The organism is Nesterenkonia suensis (assembly GCF_054782935.1).
In genome coordinates this window covers 1-16,090 of sequence record NZ_BAAGRN010000004.1, presented here as the reverse complement: position 1 = coordinate 16,090, position 16,090 = coordinate 1, and the positions used below count along the sequence as shown (strand labels likewise).

17 protein-coding genes are annotated in these 16,090 nt (G+C 69.3%); 8 read left to right on the top strand and 9 right to left on the bottom strand.

Annotation, left to right across the window (positions count from 1 at the left end):
- Positions 1–80 precede the first annotated feature (80 nt).
- The 5 genes from ACYVKI_RS06380 to ACYVKI_RS06360 form a co-directional block, all read right to left on the bottom strand.
- Positions 81–1,226 carry an ABC transporter ATP-binding protein gene (locus tag ACYVKI_RS06380; protein ID WP_460689511.1) on the bottom strand — a complete coding sequence of 382 codons (1,146 nt, stop codon included), beginning with the start codon at positions 1,224–1,226 and terminating at the stop codon, positions 81–83.
- A 312-nt stretch (positions 1,227–1,538) separates the two neighbouring features.
- Entirely contained in the window at positions 1,539–1,928 is a 390-nt protein-coding gene (locus ACYVKI_RS06375) for an ectoine synthase (protein ID WP_460689510.1), read from the bottom strand.
- A 96-nt stretch (positions 1,929–2,024) separates the two neighbouring features.
- Positions 2,025–3,311, bottom strand: coding sequence for a diaminobutyrate--2-oxoglutarate transaminase (ectB, locus tag ACYVKI_RS06370; protein WP_460689509.1), 1,287 nt, complete (start codon positions 3,309–3,311; stop codon positions 2,025–2,027).
- A gap of 72 nt (positions 3,312–3,383) precedes the next feature.
- On the bottom strand, positions 3,384–3,920 hold the full coding sequence (gene ectA / locus ACYVKI_RS06365; protein WP_460689508.1) for a diaminobutyrate acetyltransferase: 537 nt from the start codon (positions 3,918–3,920) through the stop codon (positions 3,384–3,386).
- Positions 3,921–4,170: 250 nt separating this feature from the next.
- Positions 4,171–4,890 (bottom strand): copper homeostasis protein CutC, encoded by a 720-nt coding sequence (locus ACYVKI_RS06360; protein ID WP_460689507.1) that lies wholly within the window; start codon positions 4,888–4,890, stop codon positions 4,171–4,173.
- Between the two features lie 49 nt (positions 4,891–4,939).
- Here ACYVKI_RS06360 and ACYVKI_RS06355 point away from each other — a divergent pair, with 49 nt between their 5' ends.
- Entirely contained in the window at positions 4,940–6,310 is a 1,371-nt protein-coding gene (locus ACYVKI_RS06355; RefSeq protein WP_460689506.1) for a uracil-xanthine permease family protein, read from the top strand.
- A 55-nt stretch (positions 6,311–6,365) separates the two neighbouring features.
- Here the strand turns inward: ACYVKI_RS06355 and ACYVKI_RS06350 are convergent, their stop codons facing one another.
- Entirely contained in the window at positions 6,366–7,055 is a 690-nt protein-coding gene (locus ACYVKI_RS06350; RefSeq protein ID WP_460689505.1) for a DJ-1/PfpI family protein, read from the bottom strand.
- A 169-nt stretch (positions 7,056–7,224) separates the two neighbouring features.
- On the opposite strand from ACYVKI_RS06350, the gene ACYVKI_RS06345 reads away from it, so the two are divergent.
- The 4 genes from ACYVKI_RS06345 to ACYVKI_RS06330 all read left to right on the top strand — a co-directional run bounded on the left by ACYVKI_RS06345 (position 7,225) and on the right by ACYVKI_RS06330 (position 9,011).
- On the top strand, positions 7,225–7,749 hold the full coding sequence (locus ACYVKI_RS06345) for a GNAT family N-acetyltransferase (protein WP_460689504.1): 525 nt from the start codon (positions 7,225–7,227) through the stop codon (positions 7,747–7,749).
- 189 nt (positions 7,750–7,938) lie between these two features.
- Entirely contained in the window at positions 7,939–8,154 is a 216-nt protein-coding gene (locus ACYVKI_RS06340) for a CsbD family protein (RefSeq protein ID WP_460689503.1), read from the top strand.
- Between the two features lie 203 nt (positions 8,155–8,357).
- Entirely contained in the window at positions 8,358–8,510 is a 153-nt protein-coding gene (locus ACYVKI_RS06335; RefSeq protein WP_460689502.1) for a hypothetical protein, read from the top strand.
- A 345-nt stretch (positions 8,511–8,855) separates the two neighbouring features.
- Positions 8,856–9,011: a hypothetical protein gene (locus ACYVKI_RS06330; RefSeq protein ID WP_460689501.1), complete on the top strand. Its 156-nt coding sequence runs from the start codon at positions 8,856–8,858 to the stop codon at positions 9,009–9,011.
- Between the two features lie 35 nt (positions 9,012–9,046).
- Here the strand turns inward: ACYVKI_RS06330 and ACYVKI_RS06325 are convergent, their stop codons facing one another.
- The gene (locus ACYVKI_RS06325) at positions 9,047–10,627 is read right to left on the bottom strand and encodes an amidase (protein WP_460689500.1); all 1,581 of its coding nucleotides are present in this window, start codon (positions 10,625–10,627) and stop codon (positions 9,047–9,049) included.
- Positions 10,628–10,894: 267 nt separating this feature from the next.
- Here ACYVKI_RS06325 and ACYVKI_RS06320 point away from each other — a divergent pair, with 267 nt between their 5' ends.
- Together ACYVKI_RS06320 and pheA are read left to right on the top strand one after the other, a co-directional pair.
- Entirely contained in the window at positions 10,895–11,224 is a 330-nt protein-coding gene (locus tag ACYVKI_RS06320; protein ID WP_460689499.1) for a rhodanese-like domain-containing protein, read from the top strand.
- Between the two features lie 14 nt (positions 11,225–11,238).
- On the top strand, positions 11,239–12,204 hold the full coding sequence (gene pheA, locus ACYVKI_RS06315) for a prephenate dehydratase (RefSeq protein ID WP_460689498.1): 966 nt from the start codon (positions 11,239–11,241) through the stop codon (positions 12,202–12,204).
- Positions 12,205–12,234: 30 nt separating this feature from the next.
- On the opposite strand, the gene ACYVKI_RS06310 is transcribed toward pheA, so the two are convergent.
- Entirely contained in the window at positions 12,235–13,350 is a 1,116-nt protein-coding gene (locus tag ACYVKI_RS06310; protein WP_460689497.1) for a diacylglycerol/lipid kinase family protein, read from the bottom strand.
- A gap of 40 nt (positions 13,351–13,390) precedes the next feature.
- On the opposite strand from ACYVKI_RS06310, the gene serS reads away from it, so the two are divergent.
- Entirely contained in the window at positions 13,391–14,680 is a 1,290-nt protein-coding gene (gene serS / locus ACYVKI_RS06305) for a serine--tRNA ligase (RefSeq protein ID WP_460689496.1), read from the top strand.
- Positions 14,681–14,726: 46 nt separating this feature from the next.
- On the opposite strand, the gene ACYVKI_RS06300 is transcribed toward serS, so the two are convergent.
- The coding region (locus ACYVKI_RS06300; protein WP_460689495.1) for an alpha-amylase family glycosyl hydrolase at positions 14,727–16,090 on the bottom strand (1,364 nt) is incomplete at its 5' end.

Genomic DNA, 16,090 nt, shown 5'->3' with positions numbered 1-16,090 from the left:
GTGAGCTGCGCTGAGGGCGGGCCCCGGATGATCTCCGGGACCCGCCCTCAGCAGTCGGCCAGCTCAGCAGGGCGCGGCGCTCACTCCTCCTCGTCCTGCAGGGCCTCGACGTCGGCCAGCTGGGCGTGCGGGGTGTGACCCGGGATATCGCCGTTGAGGCGCAGCCCGGTCTCCGCGTCGAAGAGATGGATGTGGTCCATCTGCGGGGCCACCTTGACGCGGTCGCCCTTCAGCGGGGGACGGCGGCCGTCCACACGGACCACCAGCGGCTGGAAGGACTCGAGACCCTCCGGCGAGCCGAAGATGTGAGCGTCGGCGCCGAGCTCCTCGGTGAGGTCCACGACCATCTCGATGCCGTGCTCGTCGTCGATGTGGATGTCCTCGGGGCGCACGCCCAGAGTCACCTTGTTGCTGCTGGCCTTCTTCAGCGAGCCGTCCGGGATCACGTAGCGCTCACCGCCGAGGAGGAGGGCCTCGCCGTCGTGGTCCACCTGGAAGAGGTTCATGGCCGGAGAGCCGATGAACCCGGCCACGAAGACGTTGGCCGGAGTGTCGTAGAGGTTGCGCGGGGAGTCGACCTGCTGCAGCACGCCGTCCTTGAGCACGCAGACCCGGTCACCCATAGTCATGGCTTCGACCTGGTCGTGGGTGACGTAGACGGTGGTGACGGCGAGCTTGCGGGTCAGCGCCGCGATCTGGGTGCGGGTCTGGACACGCAGCTTGGCATCCAGGTTGGACAGCGGCTCGTCCATCAGGAAGACCTTCGGCGAGCGGACGATCGCACGGCCCATGGCCACGCGCTGACGCTGACCACCGGAGAGGGCCTTCGGCTTGCGGTCCAGGTAGGGCTCGAGGTCCAGCAGCTTGGCGGCATCGCGGACGCGCTGAGCGCGTTCATCCTTGGAGACGCCGGCGATCTTCAGGGCGAAGCCCATGTTCTCTGCGACCGACATGTGCGGGTACAGCGCGTAGTTCTGGAAGACCATCGCGATGTCCCGGTCCTTGGGGGAGACGTGGGAGACGTCCTCACCGCCGATGAGGATGCGCCCTTCGTTGACCTCTTCGAGGCCGGCGAGCATGCGCAGGGCGGTCGACTTGCCGCAGCCGGAGGGGCCGACGAGGACGAGGAACTCGCCATCTTCGATGTTCAGCTGGAGCTGATTGATGGCGGGGCGAGCACCGGGAGTGTAGATCCGGCTCGCGGAGTCATAGGTCACAGAGGCCATGGTGATATTTCCCTTTCACGGGCAGGTACGTGCCCGACGATCCGTTGTGAAATGGGAGCTTGTGCGGAGGGTGCCCCACTGCCGAGGCTGCTCTCCGGATGCGCTCAGTTGTCAGCCGTGCTGCGTGAGATGCAACACAACCATGTGAATCACACCATAGTTCCGAAGGGTTGTCCACTGCGAGATGTGGCGTGGGACACGCTCATCTGAGCAGATCCAGGATCTCACGGTGGGTCACATATGACGACGGCGCCCGCCCCGGGGACAGGGGCGGGCGCCGTCGTGATGCTCAGACGTGCGTCAGGCAGAGGCTCAGTCCTCGATGATCAGCGGGTACACGCCGTTCTCGTCGTGGACCTCCTTGCCGGTCACCGGTGGGTTGAACACGCAGATCATGCGCAGCTCCTCCTCGACCTCCACGCGGTGCTTCTCGTGGCCGTCGAGCAGGTACAGGAAGCCGTCGGTGATCTCATGCTTCTCGCCGGTCTCCAGGTTGGTCAGCGTGCCCTTGCCCCCGACGCAGTAGACGGCCTCGATGTGGTTGGCGTACCAGAACTCGCTGGTGGTGCCGGCGAAGATGGTGGTCTCGTGGAAGGAGAAGCCGACCTTCTCCTTGCCCAGGACCATCCGGCGCGAACGCCAGTTGCCGTGGCGGATGTCGCGCTCGGTGTCGTTGAGGTCGTCGATGTGCAGCGTGTACATGCAGGTCTCCTGTCTGCTGAGAAGGGTCGGTGGACGTGGGTGCTGGCCCGGAGCGGAGTCTAGCGTGACGGGTCAGCGCCCCTCGGGAGGCTGAGCTCAGTGCGGCGGACGCACCCGGGAGGGCTCACCCATCTGGCCGGTGGCGGCCAGCACGGCGTCCTCGATGATCTTCAGGCCCTTCTGCAGGTCCTCGGAGGCGATGGTCAGCGGCGGCATGATCTTGACGACCTCGTCCTCGGGCCCTGAGGTCTCCACCAGCAGGTTCCGCTTATAGGACTCGGCGGCCACCTTGCCGGCGGTGTCCGGGTCCGGGAAGCAGATCCCGGAGAGGAAGCCGCGGCCACGCAGGGTCGCGCCCTTCACGTGCCCGGCGATCTGCTCGAGACCGTCGCGCAGCTCCTCGATCTTGCCGGCCAGCTCCTTCTCGAAGGAGTCGTCGGCCCAGAAGAGCTCCAGCGCGCGGGCCGCCGTCACGAAGGCGAGGTTGTTGCCGCGGAAGGTGCCGTTGTGCTCGCCGCCCTCCCAGACGTCCAGCTCGGGGCGGAACAGGGTCAGCGCCATCGGCATGCCGTAGCCGGAGATCGACTTGGACACGCAGACGATGTCCGGGCGGATGCCGGCCTTCTCGAAGGAGAAGAAGGTGCCGGTGCGGCCGCAGCCGGCCTGCACGTCGTCGATGATCAGCAGGATGCTGTGGCGGCGCAGCAGGTCCGCGAGGCCCTTGAGCCACTCCATGCGGGCGGCGTTGAGGCCGCCCTCGCCCTGGACGGTCTCCACGATGACCGCGGCGGGCTTGTCCACACCCGAGCCGGAGTCCTCGAGGACCTTCTCCAGCCAGATGAAGTCGGGGATGTCGCCGTCGAAGTAGTCGTCGTAGGGGATCTTCGAGGAGTTGGTCAGCGGGATGCCCGCACCGCGGCGCTTCATCGAGTTGCCGGTGACCGAGAGCGAGCCCAGCGTCATGCCGTGGAACGCATTGGTGAAGGACAGGATGTGCTGGCGGCCGGTGACCTTGCGGGCCAGCTTCAGCGCGGCCTCCACCGTGTTGGTGCCTGTGGGGCCGGGGAACATGACCTTGTAGTCCAGGTTCCGCGGCTCGAGGATGATCCGCTCGAAGGTCTCCAGGAAGCGGCGCTTCGCCGGGGTCTTCATGTCCAGGGAGTGGGTGACGCCGTCGTTGGCGACATAGTCCACCACCAGGTCGCGCAACTCCGGGTGGTTGTGTCCGTAGTTCAGCGCGCCGGCGCCGGAGAAGAAGTCCAGGTAGCGCGAGCCGTCCTCGGTGAACTGGTACGCGCCGGAGGCCTTCTCGAAGACGGCGGGCCAGTTGTTGCAGTAGCTGCGGACCTGGGATTCACGGATTTCGAAGATGTCGGTGGCCATGTGGCTGGTCTCCTCGGTGGTGCGGCGGACTCTCCGCCGCTGGGGTTCAGATGGAAGTCGGGGTGCAGGTCCTCAGGCCTGCGAGGCCTTCAGCGGGGCGACCGTGTAGAGGTCCTCCGCCGCGTGGCTCTCGCCGGTCTCTGAGGATGCCGGGAACAGGTCCTCGGTGAAGAGGTCGGAGCGGGTGATCTCGGCGCCGTGGTCACGAGCCAGGCCGGTGAACAGCGCGATCGAGGCCGCATTGTCCGCGGTGATCGTGGTCTCCAGGCGCGAAGCCGCGGAGCGGGCGACGACGTCGGCGAGCATGCGGGAGGCCAGGCGGCGTCCGCGGAAGGCGGAGTCCACCGCGACCTGCCAGATGAACAGGGTCTGGGGGTCCGCCGGTCGGCGGTAGCCGGAGATGAATCCTGCGGGCTGGCCGTCGACGAGCGCGATCACGGAGGTGTCGGCGAAGTCGCGGGCCCACAGCAGGTAGGCGTACGGGGTGTTGACATCCAGCACTCCGGTTCCGGCGGCCAGCCGCCAGAGGGCGGCGCCGTCGGAAACCTCGAGAGTGCGGATCTCGACGTGTTCCCCGTTCTGGGCAGGGGTGTCTGCGGAGTTCGGCATCAGTCCCACAGTACTGAGACACACAGTGGGATCAAGCTTCCCCCGGGTGAAATTGGGGTGAAAACCGCCCCTCCTGACCTTTCCCGCAGCCATTCCCTGGGGTCCCGCATCCTTGTGATGAGTGGGATCCGCGGAGGCTCTCCAAGAATCGCAGATGACATCAAATACTGTGATCGTGCTGTGATCCGCATTCCAGGAAAGCGTGTCAAGAGGGTGTGAGGAGGAGCACGTGCGGATCGTCCTGCGGAGATCAGTCGAGGGCGTCGACGGCGGCCCGTGCTGCGCGGACCAGCGTAGCGTCGGTGGTGGTATACGTTCCTTCCCCGCCGCCCGGGCCCGGTGACCCGTGGGTGACGGCCGCACCGGCCGAGAGATGGACGACGTCGGCCCCGGCCGCAGCCAGATCCGCCACGTGCTCAGCCCGTACGCCGCCGCCGGCGATGATCTCCACCCGACCAGCCGAAGCCTGGACCAGCTGACCGATGACGCTGGCCCCTTGGGGTGCTGTCGTCGCGCCGCCCGAGGTGAGCACTCCGCTGATGCCGAGGTCCACGAGCTCTTCGATCAGATCCTGGGGTGTGGTGAGCCCGGCCGCCAGCAGGACGTCCACGCACCGGTGGATCACCACGGGCAGGCCGTCGGCGTCCTCGATCAGCCGACGCAGGGTGGGGTGGTCCAGGCCGTCGTCGTCGAGTGCTCCGACGATCACCCCGTCCGCGCCGGCCTCCCGCAGGAGGTGCACGTCATGGCGCATCGCGGCGACCTCTGCGGCCGGGTACTGGTACCCGCCGGCACGCGGGCGGATCAGCGGCCGGGCGGGAAGGTCCAGTTCGACGGCGCGGCGGATCATTCCCGGAGTCGGGGTGAGCCCTCCGGTGACCAGGGCCTGGCAGAGTTCGGCCCGGTCGGCCCCGTGGTCGCGGGCGACCTGAATCCCGTCGACGTCCTGGACGGCGATCTCCAGCCTCATGTGCGTCATCCTTCCGTCATGCCGGTGACTTTCCGTCCCGGTACAGTTCATGCCTGTGACCAAGACTCTCATCCCCGGACTCGGCTGGACTCTGCACGGGGACGGACGCAGCATCCGCCCCGGCGACGTCGTCGCCCCTGACGAGCGGCTCAGCTGGGGCCGCACCACCGGCATCGGCATGCAGCACGTGGTGGCCATGTTCGGCGCCACCTTCCTGGTGCCGCTGATCACCGGCTTCCCGCCCGCCACCACGCTGCTGTTCTCCGGGATCGGGACCATCCTGTTCCTCATCATCACCGCCGGGCGGGTGCCCTCCTACCTGGGCTCCTCCTTCGCGTTCCTGGCCCCCGTCGGAGCCTCCATGGGCCAGTACGGGATGTCCGGGGCGCTCGGCGGCATCGTGATGGCCGGGGCCGGACTGTTCCTGGTGGGACTGATCGTCCATGTGGCCGGCACCCGGTGGATCCAGCTGCTCATGCCTCCGGTGGTCACCGGCTCCATCGTGGCGCTCATCGGCCTGAACCTCGCCCCCGCGGCGTGGAGCAACGTGGACGCGGCCCCGGTCACCGCCACGGTCACCATCGTGGCGATGCTCCTGGCGGGCGTGCTCTTCCGCGGCCTGCTGGGCCGGCTCTCCATCCTGGTCGGCGTCGTCATCGGCTACCTGGTGGCCGTGATGCGCGGCGAGGTCGACTTCTCCGGCATCGGCGAGGCCAGCTGGTTCGGGCTGCCCGAGTTTACCGCCCCCAGCTTCCACGTGGGCACCATCGGCCTGTTCCTGCCCGTGATCCTGGTGCTCGTGGCCGAGAACGTCGGACACGTGAAGTCCGTGGCGCTGATGACCCGCCGCGACCTGGACCCGGTCACTGGCCGCGCCCTGATGGCCGACGGCGTCGCCACCATGTTCGCCGGCTCCGGCGGCGGCTCCGGCACCACCACCTACGCGGAGAACATCGGCGTGATGGCCTCCTCCAGGGTGTACTCCACCGCCGCCTACTGGGTGGCCGGGATCTTCGCCATCGGCCTGGGCCTCCTGCCCAAGGTCGGTGCACTGATCGCCACCGTGCCCGCCGGAGTGCTCGGCGGCGCCGGCACCGTCCTCTACGGCATGATCGGCATCCTCGGGGTGCGCATCTGGGTGCAGAACCGGGTCGACTTCGCCGACCCCATCAACCTGGCCGTCGCGGGGGTTCCGCTGATCATCGCCATCGCCAACTTCACCATGGAGTTCGGTCAGATCGTGTTCGAAGGCATCGCGCTCGGCAGCTTCGCGGCCCTGGCCATCCACCACGGGATGGGCGCCGTCGCCCGGATGCGCGGCACCGCACTCCCGCCCGAGGCGCGGGACGAGCCCGTTCCCGACGAGGCCGTTCCCGACGAGGCCGTTCCCGACGAGGCCGAGCCGCGGCCCGGCGCCTGATCCGTCTCGCGTGATCTCCGGGGCGGGCCGCCAGGGCTGAGTCAGCGTCCGGACCTCAGTCCAGCGTCAGCCGGGTCGCGGCTCGCTCCACGACGTCGCCGCGCAGCTCCGTCATCGAGGCGATCTGTGCGTTCGCCAGCTCGTCATCGGCGTCCGGACGGGACGGCGCCCCGGCGTCGAAGGGTGGTTCGGGGTCGTACTCGAGCTGCAGCTGCAGGCGCTTGGCCGCGTCGTCGCCGTGGATCTCCGCGGTGAGCCGCAGTGCGAAGTCGATGCCGGCGGAGACCCCGGCAGCGGTGATCACGTGGTCGTCGCGCACCACGCGTTCGGCGACCGGCGTCGCCCCGAGGCGTTCCAGCAGATGCAGGGAGCCCCAGTGGCTGGTGGCCCGCCGTCCGCGCAGCAGCCCGGCGGCGCCCAGCAGGAACGAGCCGGTGCATACGCTGGTGATCCACTGGGCCCCCGCCGCCTGGCGACGCAGGAAGTCCAGCACGACCTCGTCCTCCAGCAGCTCGAAGGCGCCGCGACCCCCGGGCACGAACAGCACATCGGCCTGCGGGGCGGCCTCCAGCGTTGTGGTGGGCAGGATGCTGAATCCCGCATCCGTGGGCACCGGCTCCTCACGGTGCCAGGCCACGTGCAGCTCGGCTGAAGGCATCTTGGAGAACACCTGGGCCGGGCCGGTGAAGTCCAGCTGGGTCACATGGGGGAACAGCAGTGCGACGATACGGAAGGGGTCGCTCATGATCTCACCTCGACGAAGTGTTCGACACGGGGAACGGGTCATGGAAGTCGTGCAGCAGGGCCTGCCGACGGGCACGCACCGGCACCGCCGGAAGGATCGCCTGCCCTGTGATCATGAAGTGAGCATGACATACGGCGCGGCTCCTCGGAAGAGCCGCTGAGGAGGAACGATGGATGAGGGCATCCGGCTGGCGACCCTGATGGACCACGTCGCCGTCGTGCACGTGGAGCAGCAGGCCGGACAGCTGTTCCTGGGCACCCCGATGGAGGAGATCGCCGCTGATGAGGCGGTCTCCGTCGACCAGTTCCGCACCCACGTCGACGGCGAGACGGCATGGGTCCATCAGCGGGGCGGGGTGGTCGTCGGGTACCTGCTGGCCGATCGGCTCGACGACGCCGGGCACATCGAGCAGGTCTCCGTGGACCCGGCCTGCGCCGGGCGACGCATCGGAGCCGGTCTCCTCGACGCCGCCACGAGATGGGCGGCAGGGCAGGGGCTGGCGATGCTGACGCTCACCACCTTCTCCGAGGTGCCGTGGAACGCGCCCTACTACCGAAGGTTGGGCTTCCGGGAGCTGGGCCCAGAGTGCTGGGGCGAGCAGCTGGCCGCCCGGGTGCGGGCAGAGGCCGATCAGGGGCTCGCCTGCTGGCCCCGCATCGTCATGGGCCGACCCGCCTCGGTTCCGCCTCGGTGACGGGGCCGGGCGTCTTCAGAGGCTCGGCTGAGTCCTCGTCCAGGGCAGGGCTCCTGCCTCGTGTCACGGCGCCGGGCTTCCGGAGAGGTTTCTGGTGTTTTCCTGTGAATCTGTCGATCTCTGGTGACGGTGATGCTTCCGGTGGGTAGCGTGGCAGGTGTCCACAGTCATCGACGGAGAGGAGTCAGCATGGGACTCGGAGACAAGTTCGACGCCGCGAAGGACCAGGTGTCCGGGCAGGCCAAGGAGGCCGCCGGCAAGGCGTCCGATGACAAGCGCACGGAGGCTGAGGGCAAGGCCCAGGACCTCCAGGGCAAAGTCAAGGAGACCGTCGAGAACGTCAAGGACACCGCGGCTGACGCCAAGGATGCCGCCAAGGGCTTCACGGACAACTTCAAGAAATGAGACCTGCCGCTGGGGAGTGACCCCTGACGGCTCGTCTGGCGCCGGGAACGTGTTGCGTTCCCGGCGCCTTCGTGTCTGAGAGGAATTCTCCGCATGGCGTGGAGAAAAAAATCTCCACGAGGTGTTCACAGTCCTGAGGACCTCTGTTATTGTTGACCACGAAATTATTGTGCCTCGGGATTCCGTGAAAGGAGGGGTCGATCATGATGACAACCGCACTGACTATGGGTCAGACCGGCCACACCGGCACTGCTGTGCGCGGTCTCGGCTCCGGCGCGATCATGGCGCACCTCCGCGGGATCCACGACGGCGGCGCCCCCCGTGGGCGCGCCGCGCGATTCACTCGCGACGGCTGAGCCGACGCTCCTCAGGCCGCTACGGGCGGCCCCTCGGCAGATGACGCTTCGGCGTCCCCGAGGTGGCTGACCTGACGGCACGACCGAGCCGGCCCCACGGAACCGCGGCCTCGCGGACCGTTCTTCTCTGATTCCCTGACGCTGTGAGCTCTGCTCAGAGCATCGGTCACGACGTGATGAATTCTCCACGTCTGGTCTGGAACAGATCTCTTATCGCCTGTCCTTTCTGGGATCAACCATGCCCAGATTCTTTTCTGGAGTTTCATCATCGTGTCTGTTGTCAACAGCAGTTCTTTCAGCCAATCCCTCCTGCGGCGGGCCGCTCTCACCCTCGGGGGTGCACTGGTGGCCTGGGCGCAGCGGGCCGAACGTGAGCAGGCGCCGTCGGTGTCTCGGCCCAGCCCCCAGGAGCTCCACCGCCGCCGGATGCGACGTCAGCAGGCGGAGCGTCGTCGGGAGGAGGTGCTCCTGCAGGTGCTGACCGGCCCTCGCCAGCACTGACCCTCGCCAGCACTGACCCTCCGGAGCCGGTCGGGTCAGCGCTGCAGCATCGTCGCCGCCAGGGCGAGCAGCTGCTCCTCGGCGTGACGGCGGCCGATGATCTGCACCGACCAGCTCAGGCCGTCCGGATCGGTGAGTACCGGGACGTTGATCGCCGGAAGGCCCATCACGTTCACCACCGACGAGTACGGGGTGAACCGGCACTGCTGCACATAGTCCTCGGCAGGCTCCTGGGCTGCGAACCAGCCGACCTCCGGCGGTCGGAAGGCCAGCATCGGGGTGACCAGCACATCCCAGGGGCCGAGGAGGCTCTCGGCGGCATCGGCGAACCCCTGCAGAGCGCGCCGCGCTTCCTCGGCCTCCTCCGCCGGCCGGGATGCGGAGAGCTCCACGAAGTATCGGGTCAGCGGGGCCAGCCGAGTGAGCTGCTCCTGGCTGAAGCCGATCTGTCCCAGCCGGGAGGTCCACAGCGCCTGGAAGTGCCGGTGGTAGTCCCTGGGCCAGAACCGCTCAGCCCCGGCAGCCCCGGCAGAACCGCCTGCTCGGCTGGACTCTGCGACCCCCTGCACCCGATGGCCGAGCTCGCCCAGCCGGTCGATGCCGTGCTCCAGGGCCTGGACAGCCTCCTCCTCCAGGACGACGTCCAGGTCCGGACTGAACGGGGACTCGGTGGTCACCCCCACCCGCAGCGGCGCGAGCCCGCCTGCCAGCGCCTCACGGACCGCACGCATCGCCGGACCCTCGGACAGCACGAGACGAGCCTGACCAGCGCGCCGACGAGCCCGGCGACCGGTGGGCCGCTCTGGGGGACGAAAACGATGCCCGGCCATCACGTCGAAGAGCAGCGCCGTATCTTCGGCGGTCTCGGCGATCGGGCCGGAGACCGCCAGGTCGCTCACCTGCGTCGACTGGACGTCATCGGGAAGCCGCCCCCGCCCAGGCTTCAGCCCCACCAGGCCGCAGGCCGCCGCCGGAATGCGCACCGATCCGCCGCCGTCGTTGCCTGGAGCCAGCGGCAGCATTCCAGCCGCCACCGCCGCCGCGCCGCCGCCGGTGGACCCTCCGGAGGTGCGACGCCGATCCAGCGGGTTCCGTGACGGCGACCCCAGGGCGTTCTCCGAATAACAGGGGAGCCCGAACTCCGGGACCTGCGTCTTGCCCACGCTCACCGCCCCGGCGAAGTGCACCCGCCGGGCCAGCGGATCGTCATGAGCAGGCACCCGGGCGGGCAGCGCCGCCGTGCCCAAGGTGGTCGGCATCCCCGCGACGTCGACGAGATCCTTGAACGCCGTGGGGAGCCCGAGCAACGGGTGATGGGCGGAGAGCTCGCTCAGCCGAGCGGCGCCTCCGGGGCCGGAGCCCACCACCAGGCTGCGGACCGTGTCGATCTCCGCAGCGCGGGACAATGCGGCATCAGAGTCTACGTGCAGGAACGCGCCCAATGCGGTGTCCGCGGCCGCGGCGGTCAGCGCAGTGGTCGCCAGCTCCACCGCCGAGACGTCACCGGCGAGGAAGGCCGCCCGCCAGTGGGCAGCCGTCGCAGCCCGGAAGTCCGTCATCGAGGTGTCGGTGGTGTGGACCTGATCAGGGGCGGGAGGCTCAGCGCGGTGGCTCATGACGCCACCCTATGCACTGCCGGGCGATGCTGGCACCAGTCGCTGTTCGGCTGACCTTCTGTGTCTCCGGCGGGGCTGGCGCCTTCCGGCGGGGCCGGCGTCTTCGGGCGGGGCCGGCGTCTTCGGGCGGGGCCGGCCGCCCGGGGACGTCTCGGATGGTGGGCCGGCGGCGTCGTCGCCCCCCGCCGGTGACCTCGAGCCGGTAGTCTCAGCCGAAGCAGCCCCGCTGCGCCCTCAGACCCCGTCGCCGATACCCAGGAGGTCGTGATGTCGGACTTCGAAACCGTGCGTGCCGCCGACGTGCCCGCCGAAGCCCGCCTGTTGGACGTCCGTGAGAGCTACGAGTTCGCCGCCGGCCACGCCCCCGGGGCGCTGCACATCCCGGTGGACGAGATCCCTGCACGCTTCGAGGCTGAGCTCGACCCGGACGAGGACTATCACGTGGTCTGCCGGACCGGTGGCCGATCGGTGCAGATTACCCAGTGGCTCACCGCCCAGGGATACTCGGCGATCTTCGTCGCCGACGGGCTGGACGGCTGGATCGAGGCCGGCCGCCCGCTGGAGGCCGACGGCGGAGAGGAACCCCGAGTCCTGTGAGTCAGCCGAGTCCTGTGAGTCAGCCGAGTTCTGGGAACCAATCACCCGCCGCCCCGGCCTTCAGCCGCTACGCCTACCTGGGACCGTCGGGCACCTTCACCGAGGCCGCCCTGCTGCAGATCCCCGGTGCCGAGGCCGCGGAGAAGGTGCCGGCCACCTCGGTGCTCTCCGCCCTGACCATGGTGGAGGAGGGCACTGTCGACGCCGCCATGGTGCCCATCGAGAACTCGGTGGAGGGCGGGGTGACCGCCACCCTCGACGCCGTCTCGGTGGCCCACCACCTGCATATCGTCGCCGAAGCGCTGGTGCCCATCACCTTCGTGGTGGCCTCCCGTGAGCCCACCACGCTGAGCCGGATCCGCTCGATCACCACGCACACCCACGCCTGGGCCCAGGTGCGCCGCTGGGCCGAGGTCACCGTGCCGCACGCCGAGTTCATCCCGGCCTCCTCCACTGCGGCCGGCGCCCAGGCGCTGCTGAAGGACGAGCCCGCCGCCGATGCCGCGATCTGCGCACCCCTGGTCGCCGAGCAGCTGGGGCTGCACGTGATCGCCCACGGGGTCGAGGACGTCAGCGGCGCGGTGACCCGATTCGTGCTGGTCTCCCGGCCGGGTCCCAGCCCGGAGGCCACCGGTGCGGACAAGACCACCATCATGATCCCGCTGCCAGAGGACCGTGCCGGCGCGCTGATGGAGCTGCTGGAGCACTTCTCCACCCGGGGGGTGAACCTGTGCCGCATCGAATCCCGGCCCACCGGAGACGGACTGGGTCAGTACTTCTTCTCCATCGACCTGGAGGGCCACATCGAGGAGGCCCGCGTGGCCGATGCGCTCGCCGGAGTGCACCGGATCTCTCCGCAGATCCGATTCCTGGGGTCCTACCCGCGGGCGGATCGGCGGCCTCAGGAGGTCACCCAGGACGTCAGCGACGCCGCCTTCTCCGCGGCACGCACCTGGATCGAGTCCCTGCGCCGCCACTGAGCCGGGCTCTCGTCGGGCGCGGTCCAGGGCTCAGCGGGTCGCCCCGACCCACGGAGCGCCGGTGACGCCGTTGACGATCAGCGAGGCGGGCCGTACGCGGGCCTCCACCGCGACCACCTCACCGACGGCGTCGCCGTCGATCTGGAAGGGCAGCGGCTCGGCCATGGTCAGCGTGCTCACCCGGGCCTGCCGCACGGACATCACCGGGATGTCCGCCGAGAATCGGGTGACCGTCTTGGCGACGATCTTCGCCCAGTCCAGCGCATGACGGGGAGTGAACAGCACGACGTCGAGCCGACTGTCGTCGAACCGCGCCGAGGGCACCAGCACCATGCCCGCCTGCAGCATCCCGCAGTTGGCCAGCAGCACAGAGCGCACCCGGTGGGTCTCCGGGTCGGCGTCGTCGACGGCGACGGTGATGCTGCGCCGCCGCCCCACCAGGTGCCGCATGCCGGCCTCCCCGTAGGCCAGCCAGCCGGCGTGCTGCTTGAGCGTGTCCCGGGTGTCACCCATGACTTCGGCGTCCAGCCCGCCGCCGGCGATGACCAGGGAGTTCTCCTTGTCGGTGGACCCGTCAGCACGGTGCAGCGCCAGATCCACAGTGTCCACCCGGTGGGACAGCCCGTGCAGGGCCTCGTCCACGCAGGCCGACAGATCCTGGTACGGCAGGCCGATGTTGCGGGCGAAGAGATTCCCGGTGCCCATCGGGATGATGCCCAGAGAGACGTCGGTGCCGGTCAGTCTGGCGGCCACGGCGCGGACCGTGCCGTCACCCCCGGCGGCGATGACGACGTCGGCGCCCTGGTCCAGTGCGTCGGCGGCCATCTGATGCCCGGGATCGTCGGCAGTGGTGGCCAGCAGGATCGGGGACGGCATCCCGGATCGGGAGCAGGCGGAGTGCACCAGACGGACGACTTCCTCGGCCTCGGCCTTGGTCGGATTCACCACCAAGGCGACCTGCCGTTGGGCGCGGTTCGTCGCGCCATGGCCGGCGTCCTGCTGGGCCAGGTCGCGGAGTCTGCCGATCTCACCGATCTCCTTCTGGAGTCGGCGGGTGATGATCAGCGTGCGGACGATGACCACCAAGGCGATGACATGCACCACGGCGGAGGCGATCAGCAGGGAATACAGCAGATCAGGGCTCACTCGCACAGTCTACCGAGCGCGACCCGATAGGCTGGTGTCCGTGATCGACATCAAGGACCTCATCGAGAACCCCGACGCCTACAGGGCCAGCCAGCGTGCGCGGCAGGCCGACGAGTCGGTGGTGGACCAGCTGATCTCCGCCCAGCAGGCCCGGAACGAGGCGATCGCCCGGTTCGAGTCCCTCCGCGCCGAGCAGAAGGCCTTCGGGAAGAAGGTCGCCCAGGCCCAGGGCGAGCAGAAGCAGCAGCTGCTGGCCGAGGTGAAGGACCTCGCCGCCCGGGTGAAGACCGCCGAGGCCGCCAGTGCCGAGGCCGAAGAGCAGCTGCGTACGCTGCACCGCCGGGTGCCGAACCTGATCCACGCGGGGGTCCCCGCCGGAGGCGAGGACGACTTCGTCGTGCTGCGCGAAGAGGGCGCACCCCGGGACTTCGCCGACGAGGGCTTCGAGCCCAAGGACCACCTGGAGCTGGCCGAAGGCCTCGACGCCGTCGACATGGAGCGCGGAGCGAAGGTCTCCGGCGCCCGCTTCTACTTCCTCAAGGGATTCGGCGCCCGGCTGGAACTGGCCCTGATGCAGATGGGTCTGGACAAGGCACTCGGGGAGGGCTTCACCCCGATGATCACCCCCACGCTGGTGCGCCCCGAGACCATGCAGGGCACCGGTTTCGACGTGGAGCACGACGAGGAGATCTACCGACTCGAACGGGACGACCTCTACCTGGTGGGCACCTCGGAGGTGTCCATCGCCGGCTACCACGCCGACGAGATCATGGACCTCAGCGCCGGGCCGGTCCGCTACGCCGGATGGTCCTCCTGCTATCGGCGTGAGGCGGGATCCCACGGCAAGGACACCCGCGGGATCCTTCGCGTGCACCAGTTCAACAAGCTGGAGATGTTCATCTACTGCGCCCAGGAGGACTCCGCGGCGGAGCACCAGCGCCTGCTCGGCTGGGAGGAGGAGATGCTCTCCGCCCTCGAGCTGCCCTACCGGGTGGTCGACATCGCCGCCGGAGACCTGGGCCTCTCCGCAGCCCGGAAGTTCGACTGCGAGGCATGGGTCCCCACCCAGGGCACCTACCGTGAGCTGACCTCCACCTCAGACTGCACCACCTATCAGGCCCGCCGCCTCGACATCCGAGAGCGCACCGTGAAGGAGGACGGCTCCAAGGGGCCGACCCGGCCGGTGGCCACGCTCAACGGCACTCTGGCCACCACCCGCTGGCTGGTGGCCATCCTGGAGAACCACCAGCAGGCCGACGGCTCCGTGCGGGTGCCCGAGGCGCTGCGCCCGTACCTGGGCGGCCTGGAGGTGCTCGAACCGGTCCGCTGACCGGCCCGAGCACCATCTCGTCAGGGCTCCGCCCCTGAGGGGACGACTACTGGCGGATCCAGGCCGTGGCGGCGCCGGGCAGCCGGCCGTCGTCGAGTTCGGTGCTGGCCAGCAGCACCTCACCGGCGGGCAGCGCCACGGGCGCGTCACCGAAAGTGGAGACGCTCACCCAACCATGGGGGCGACGAAACGCGAGGACATCGTCGCGGCCGGTCTCGAGCCACTCCAGCGACTCGTCGGTCTGCAGCTCGCGGCGCAGCCGCAGCGCGGCCCGATACAGCTCCAATGTGGAGCCCGGACGCCCGTCCTGGGCCTCGACCGCGCAGTCTGCGAACCAGTCCGGCTGCGGCAGGTGGGCCCCGTCCTCACCGAAGCCGAAGGAGGACCCGGTGCGGGTCCACGGCAGCGGGACGCGGCAGCCGTCCCGGCCGACCTCGGCCCCCTGGCTGCGGAAGAACGTCGGGTCCTGCCGCGTGTCGTCGGGGATGTCGCCGACCTCCTGCAGGCCCAGCTCCTCACCCTGGTAGAGGTATGAGGACCCGGGCAGGGCCAGCATGAGCAGCGTCGCTGCCCGAGCGCGGCGCAGGCCGAGGTCGACGTCGACGTCCTCCTGCCGGCCTCCGGCGAGCAGCCAGGCGTTGCCCGGCTTGCCGTTGCGCCCGTCCTCGGAGTCGCCAGCGCCTGCGGAGAGGCCGAAGCGGGTGGGGTGACGGACCACGTCGTGGTTGGAGAACACCCAGGTGGAGGACGCCCCGGTGGTCTCCGCCTCGGCGAGGTTCTTCGTGATGATCCGCCGGAACTCGCCGGCGTCGAACTCCGCCATGAGCAGGTCGAAGTTGAACGCCTGGCCCAGACCCTCCGGGCTGGCATAGCGGGCACGACGCTCGGGGTGGACCCAGGCCTCGGCGACGGCGGTGCGCGGCGGGTCGTACTCATCGAAGAGCTGGCGCCAGGCGGCGTAGATCTCGTGGACCTCGTCGCGGTCCCAGTACGGGTGCGAGCCGTCGACGAAGCCGTCGGCGCCGGTGTTGAACGGACCCAGCTCAGCCTGCGTCGGCAGAGTCTCCGGCAGATCCTTGGCCAGCGCGTGGGCGACGTCGACGCGGAAGCCGTCCACGCCGCGGTCGGACCAGAATCGCAGGGTGGTCAGGAAGTCCTCGCGCACCTCGGGGTTGTCCCAGTTGAAGTCGGGCTGTTCCGGGGCGAAGAGGTGCAGGTACCACTGGCCGGGGGTGCCGTCAGGCTCGGTGATCCGCTCCCAGGCCTGGCCGCCGAAGACGGACTCCCAGTCCGAGGGCGGCAGCTCGCCGTGCTCGCCGCGTCCGTCGCGGAAGATGTAGCGTTCCCGCTCCGGGGAGCCGGGTCCGGCGGCCAGCGCCTGGCGGAACCATGCGTGGCGGTCCGAGGAGT

What these genes read in the sequence shown, in the direction of transcription:
- ectA (WP_460689508.1), bottom strand. Translation starts at nt 3,920, where the DNA reads ATGCCGAACTCCGCAGACACCCCTGCCCAGAACGGGGAACACGTCGAG.
- ACYVKI_RS06320 (WP_460689499.1), top strand. Translation starts at nt 10,895, where the DNA reads ATGTCGGACTTCGAAACCGTGCGTGCCGCCGACGTGCCCGCCGAAGCC.
- ACYVKI_RS06335 (WP_460689502.1), top strand. Translation starts at nt 8,358, where the DNA reads ATGATGACAACCGCACTGACTATGGGTCAGACCGGCCACACCGGCACT.
- ACYVKI_RS06340 (WP_460689503.1), top strand. Translation starts at nt 7,939, where the DNA reads ATGGGACTCGGAGACAAGTTCGACGCCGCGAAGGACCAGGTGTCCGGG.
- ACYVKI_RS06350 (WP_460689505.1), bottom strand. Translation starts at nt 7,055, where the DNA reads ATGAGCGACCCCTTCCGTATCGTCGCACTGCTGTTCCCCCATGTGACC.
- ACYVKI_RS06380 (WP_460689511.1), bottom strand. Translation starts at nt 1,226, where the DNA reads ATGGCCTCTGTGACCTATGACTCCGCGAGCCGGATCTACACTCCCGGT.
- ectB (WP_460689509.1), bottom strand. Translation starts at nt 3,311, where the DNA reads ATGGCCACCGACATCTTCGAAATCCGTGAATCCCAGGTCCGCAGCTAC.
- ACYVKI_RS06360 (WP_460689507.1), bottom strand. Translation starts at nt 4,890, where the DNA reads ATGAGGCTGGAGATCGCCGTCCAGGACGTCGACGGGATTCAGGTCGCC.
- ACYVKI_RS06345 (WP_460689504.1), top strand. Translation starts at nt 7,225, where the DNA reads ATGGATGAGGGCATCCGGCTGGCGACCCTGATGGACCACGTCGCCGTC.
- ACYVKI_RS06375 (WP_460689510.1), bottom strand. Translation starts at nt 1,928, where the DNA reads ATGTACACGCTGCACATCGACGACCTCAACGACACCGAGCGCGACATC.
- ACYVKI_RS06355 (WP_460689506.1), top strand. Translation starts at nt 4,940, where the DNA reads ATGCCTGTGACCAAGACTCTCATCCCCGGACTCGGCTGGACTCTGCAC.
- ACYVKI_RS06325 (WP_460689500.1), bottom strand. Translation starts at nt 10,627, where the DNA reads ATGAGCCACCGCGCTGAGCCTCCCGCCCCTGATCAGGTCCACACCACC.